Genomic DNA, 4,879 nt, shown 5'->3' on the forward strand with positions numbered 1-4,879 from the left:
AAAAACCATGAAACAGAAAAGCATATATTTAGCTCTAATCCCAGTAATGTTATCATTCTTCGTTATGGGATTCGTAGACTTGGTTGGTATCGCGACCAATTATGTAAAAGCTGACTTTGCCTTGTCGGAAACGATGGCAAATCTCCTTCCATCGATGGTATTCTTTTGGTTTCTGGTATTTTCAGTACCTACAGGAATGCTTATGAACCGAATAGGAAGACGAAAAACAGTATTGATAAGTTTGGTGGTTACTGCATTTGCTTTATTAAGTCCGCTTATTGACTATTCCTTTGCCTCTATGCTTGTTTCGTTTTCATTATTGGGGATCGGTAATACTTTGATGCAAGTTTCGTTAAATCCGCTATTATCGAATATTGTAGCGGGAGACAAACTGGCAAGTTCACTTACATTCGGTCAGTTTGTTAAAGCCATAGCTTCGTTTTCTGCCCCTATTATTGCCGCATGGGCAGCAGCTTCGTTCGGCGATTGGAAATTACTGTTCCCCATCTTTATGGTTGTATCAATATTAGCAACAATCTTTCTTGGCATGACTTCTATCGAAGAAACCGACGAAAAGGGATCAGGATCGACTTTTACACAATGCTTCGCTTTACTGGGAGATAAGGTGATATTATTATCATTTATCGGAATTATGTGCCACGTAGGAATAGATGTCGGAACAAATGTTACCGCCCCTAAAATATTGATGGAACGTCTCGCTATGAGCTTAGAAGATGCAGGATATGCCACTAGTTTATATTTCTTGTTTCGTACTATCGGTTGTTTCACAGGAGCTTTTGTCCTAGCTCGTTTCTCATCCAAGAAATTCTTCGCAATCAGTGTGACATTAATGGTAGCTGCAATTATCGGATTATTCGTATTCAACAGTCTTACTGTCATTTATATTTGTATTGCACTTATCGGGTTAGGTAATTCTAATATTTTCCCCATTATTCTATCTCAAGCTCTACTATACATGCCCGATAAGAAAAACGAAGTATCGGGTCTAATGATCATGGGATTATTCGGAGGAACTATCTTCCCTCTACTTATGGGATTGCTTACAGATGCTTTATCTTCTCAAACAGGTGCATTAATTGTGTTGGCGATGGGGATAATCTATCTGATATTCGTATCTTTCAAATTGAAAGAGAAAGTAGGTTGAAACATTGAGTATTAAACTAATAAATAAACAAGAGATGAATAATACAGTTGTCGGTCTTGGTGAAATATTATGGGATGTATTTCCCGAAAGAAAAGTATTAGGTGGAGCTCCCGCCAACTTTGCATACCATGTTTCGCAATTCGGATATAATGGATATGCAGCAAGTGCTGTTGGTGACGATTTGTTAGGTAAAGAAATTCTGTCCAGTCTTGCGGAAAAAGACTTGAACTACGTAATAGAGGTTACGGATTATCCGACAGGGACAGTAAAAGTGACATTAAATAAAACAGGTGTTCCCGAGTATGAGATATGTGAGAATGTAGCGTGGGATAATATCCCTTTCACCGCTAAATTAGAGAATCTGGCGAAAAATACGGGGACAGTATCTTTTGGATCGCTGGCACAACGAAACAGTGTATCGAAGGAAACCGTGAAAAAATTTCTGGCTGCTATGCCTGAAAATAGTGTTAAGATTTTTGATATAAACCTTCGTCAGCATTTTTATACAAAGGAGTTGATACACGAATCCCTACAACTAGCAAATATGCTTAAGATAAACGATGAAGAAGTCATTATTGTAGCCGAATTATTTGATCTGAAAGATGATAACGAACAAGACATATGCAAACTATTGCTAGAGAGGTACAACCTTGATATCGTTATTCTGACTAAGGGTACAGAAGGCAGTTTTGTTTTTACGTCGAAAGAGACTTCATTCCAGCCCACACCTAAGGTTCATGTAGCCGATACTGTAGGTGCAGGCGACTCTTTTACTGCTGCATTTGTGGCTTCGTATATGCACGGTGAACGTATTGCCGATGCCCATCAGTTAGCAATGGAGGTTTCAGCTTATGTGTGTACGCAACATGGAGCAATGCCAAGGCTACCGGATGCTTACTTAGAACTGTTCAGAAATAAGTGAAAATAAAATTAAAGCATCGCATTCTGTATACAAGATGCGATGCTTTTCTGTATTTTTGTTTGATGCTTCACAATAACCTTGCTATGAAAAATCTATATATCACACTTTTTCTATTATTCTCTATTGTTCTGCTTTCGTGCGGCACAAATGAAAAAGCTACATATACTATCGGTGTGTCGCAGTGCAGTGATGATTTATGGCGTAAGACAATGAATAACGAAATGTTGCTGGAAGCCTCCATTTATCAGAATATCGACATACAAATCAAAACAGTAAAAGACGACACAAAACAACAAATAAAAGATATCGAATCCTTAATTGATAACGGAGTAGATCTGCTTATTATTTCGCCCAATGAATCGACAGCAATTACACCAATAATACAAAAGGCCTTCAAAGCAGGTATACCTGTAATATTAGTAGACAGAAAAATAGATACTGAAGATTATACAGCTTACATGGGTGCCGATAATTATCAGATAGGAAAAGAAGTCGCCCTATATATTGCAGGCATCCTTAATGGAAAAGGAAATATTGTAGAAATAAGAGGTTGGAATGGATCGACATCGGATGCTGAACGGCATGCAGGATTTATAAATGCAATACAAAATTATCCCGATATAAAAATTATCACCGAGAAAAGGGGGAACTTTCTGAAAGACGAAGCCGAAAAGCAAATGGCTGAAATATTGAAAGAACACAATCTTATCGATCTTGTTTTTGCCATGAACGACCCTATGGCTCTAGGGGTTCATGAAGCCGTTTCGAAATACAGCGGAAAGTCGCCATTCATCATCGGAATAGATGCATTACCGGGCGAAGGCGGAGGTATTCAGAATATACATAACGGTTTGCAAGATGCGTCTTTTATCTATCCCACAGGGGGAGATAAGGTGATAGATTTAGCGATAAAAATATTGACAAATCAACCTTTTAGTCGTGAGAATACTCTTTATACGGCAGTTGTGGACAAAAGCAATGTAAGGGTATTACAACTACAAACTGAACATATTTCGGAGCATCAAAAAAAGGTTGAGAAGATAAACAGCCTTCTAAACAAGAGTATCACTCAATACTCCAATCAGACAACCCTTTTTTATGGTACAATACTCATCTTGGCGCTGATCTCTATCTTATTGTTCTTATCTATCTTTGCATATAGAAATAAGAGTAGATCTAACCGATTGCTCGAAGAACAAAAGAATCAGTTAATCTCATTATCCAAACAGCTTGAAGAAGCTACTCACGCCAAATTAGTTTTTTTCACCAATATATCGCACGAGTTCAGAACACCATTAACCTTGATTCTTGGCCCGGTGGAAACATTACTTGATTCACCAAACTTAACCGATGAACAAAAGACTTTATTGGATTTAGTCAAACGAAACAGCAATAGCTTATTAAACCTCATCTCGCAGATCATCGAGTTCAGAAGTTACGAAAACGGCAAAATGAATACCTATTTTGTAAAAAGTGATATGAAGCAGTTTCTTGAAGATCTGAATATTGCTTTTATCGATTATGCAAAACGCAAAAAAGTATCATTTACATTTATATCCGACAACCACAATTCATATAATCTTTACTTCGATAAAGATAAAATAGAGAAGATATATTTCAATCTACTATCCAACGCCTTTAAATATACCGAAAAGGAAGGGCATATTAAAGTATCCTTAAAGCAGGAATTATCCGAAGACAATGATTATCTGAAAATATCCGTATTCAACGATGGAAAGAGTATTCCTAAAGACAAGATTAATAGCATATTCGATCGGTTCTATAAGGTTAGCCCACATGATTCGGGAACAGGAATCGGATTGGCCCTGACCAGTTCGTTAGTTGATGTTCACAATGGAAAAATATTTGTAGAAAGCATGGCCGGAGAAGGAACAACATTTACTGTACTAATCCCTTATCAACAACCAGAGAATATCAATCTTAAAGATGAAGTATATAATGAAGGCTATACAACATCTCAACTTGAAACAGAGGTTATAGAATCTCCTGATAATAAAATATTAAGCAATCTCTTAGATGACGACAAAGATATTGTTCTTCTCATCGAAGATAATCCGGATATGCGGAGGTATATGCGCCTGATATTAAGAAATGAATATACTGTAATCGAAGCCGAAGATGGTGAATCGGGAATAGGAATGGCAATCAAATTCATTCCCGACATTGTTCTGTGCGATGTAATGATGCCGGGCAAAGATGGATTTGAGGTTTGCACCATCTTGAAAGAAAATGTATTTACAAGCCACATACCTGTTATTCTACTAACAGCCTGCTCGTTAGACGAACAAAAAGCTTTGGGATTCCAAAGCGGAGCAGACGCCTATATTCCTAAACCGTTCAATGCAGGATTGCTAAAAATAAGAATAGAGAAACTGATAGAAAGCAGAAAAAAAATAAGAAAGGCTTTTGGAAATAGTTTAATCAACGACACAAAAAAAACCTCCCTTGCCGAGATAGAGCAGTCTTTTATTAATAAGTTTCAAGAATACGTGGAAAAGAACATCACCGATCCCGAATTGAATGTTGTAGATATAGCTAGACATCTGGGGCTATCACGTTCACAATTATACCGTAAGATAAAATCACTTACAGACTATCCACCTAACGAGTTTATACGAATCATACGGTTAAAATATGCTATGCAAATGATCTCAGCAGGAATTCCTATATCCGATATTGCATACAGATCGGGATTTTCATCGGCATCTTATTTTACAAAATGTTTTAAAGAGTTCTATAAAAAAAGTCCGACTGATTTCTTAAAATCAAAT

3 protein-coding genes are annotated in these 4,879 nt (G+C 37.1%); all 3 read left to right on the plus strand.

Translation table 11 applies throughout. From position 1 onward, the window contains the following. Positions 1-7 precede the first annotated feature (7 nt). Positions 8-1,165, plus strand: coding sequence for an MFS transporter (locus G7Y56_RS18100; RefSeq protein WP_165045822.1), 1,158 nt, complete (start codon positions 8-10; stop codon positions 1,163-1,165). A 34-nt stretch (positions 1,166-1,199) separates the two neighbouring features. Then, entirely contained in the window at positions 1,200-2,087 is an 888-nt protein-coding gene (locus G7Y56_RS18105) for a carbohydrate kinase (RefSeq protein ID WP_165045824.1), read from the plus strand. Positions 2,088-2,170: 83 nt separating this feature from the next. Continuing rightward, positions 2,171-4,879: substrate-binding domain-containing protein (locus G7Y56_RS18110; RefSeq protein WP_185154010.1), on the plus strand; the 2,709-nt coding region annotated here is incomplete at its 3' end.

It is taken from the genome of Dysgonomonas sp. ZJ709 (assembly GCF_011039195.1).
In the GTDB taxonomy this organism is placed as follows: domain Bacteria; phylum Bacteroidota; class Bacteroidia; order Bacteroidales; family Dysgonomonadaceae; genus Dysgonomonas.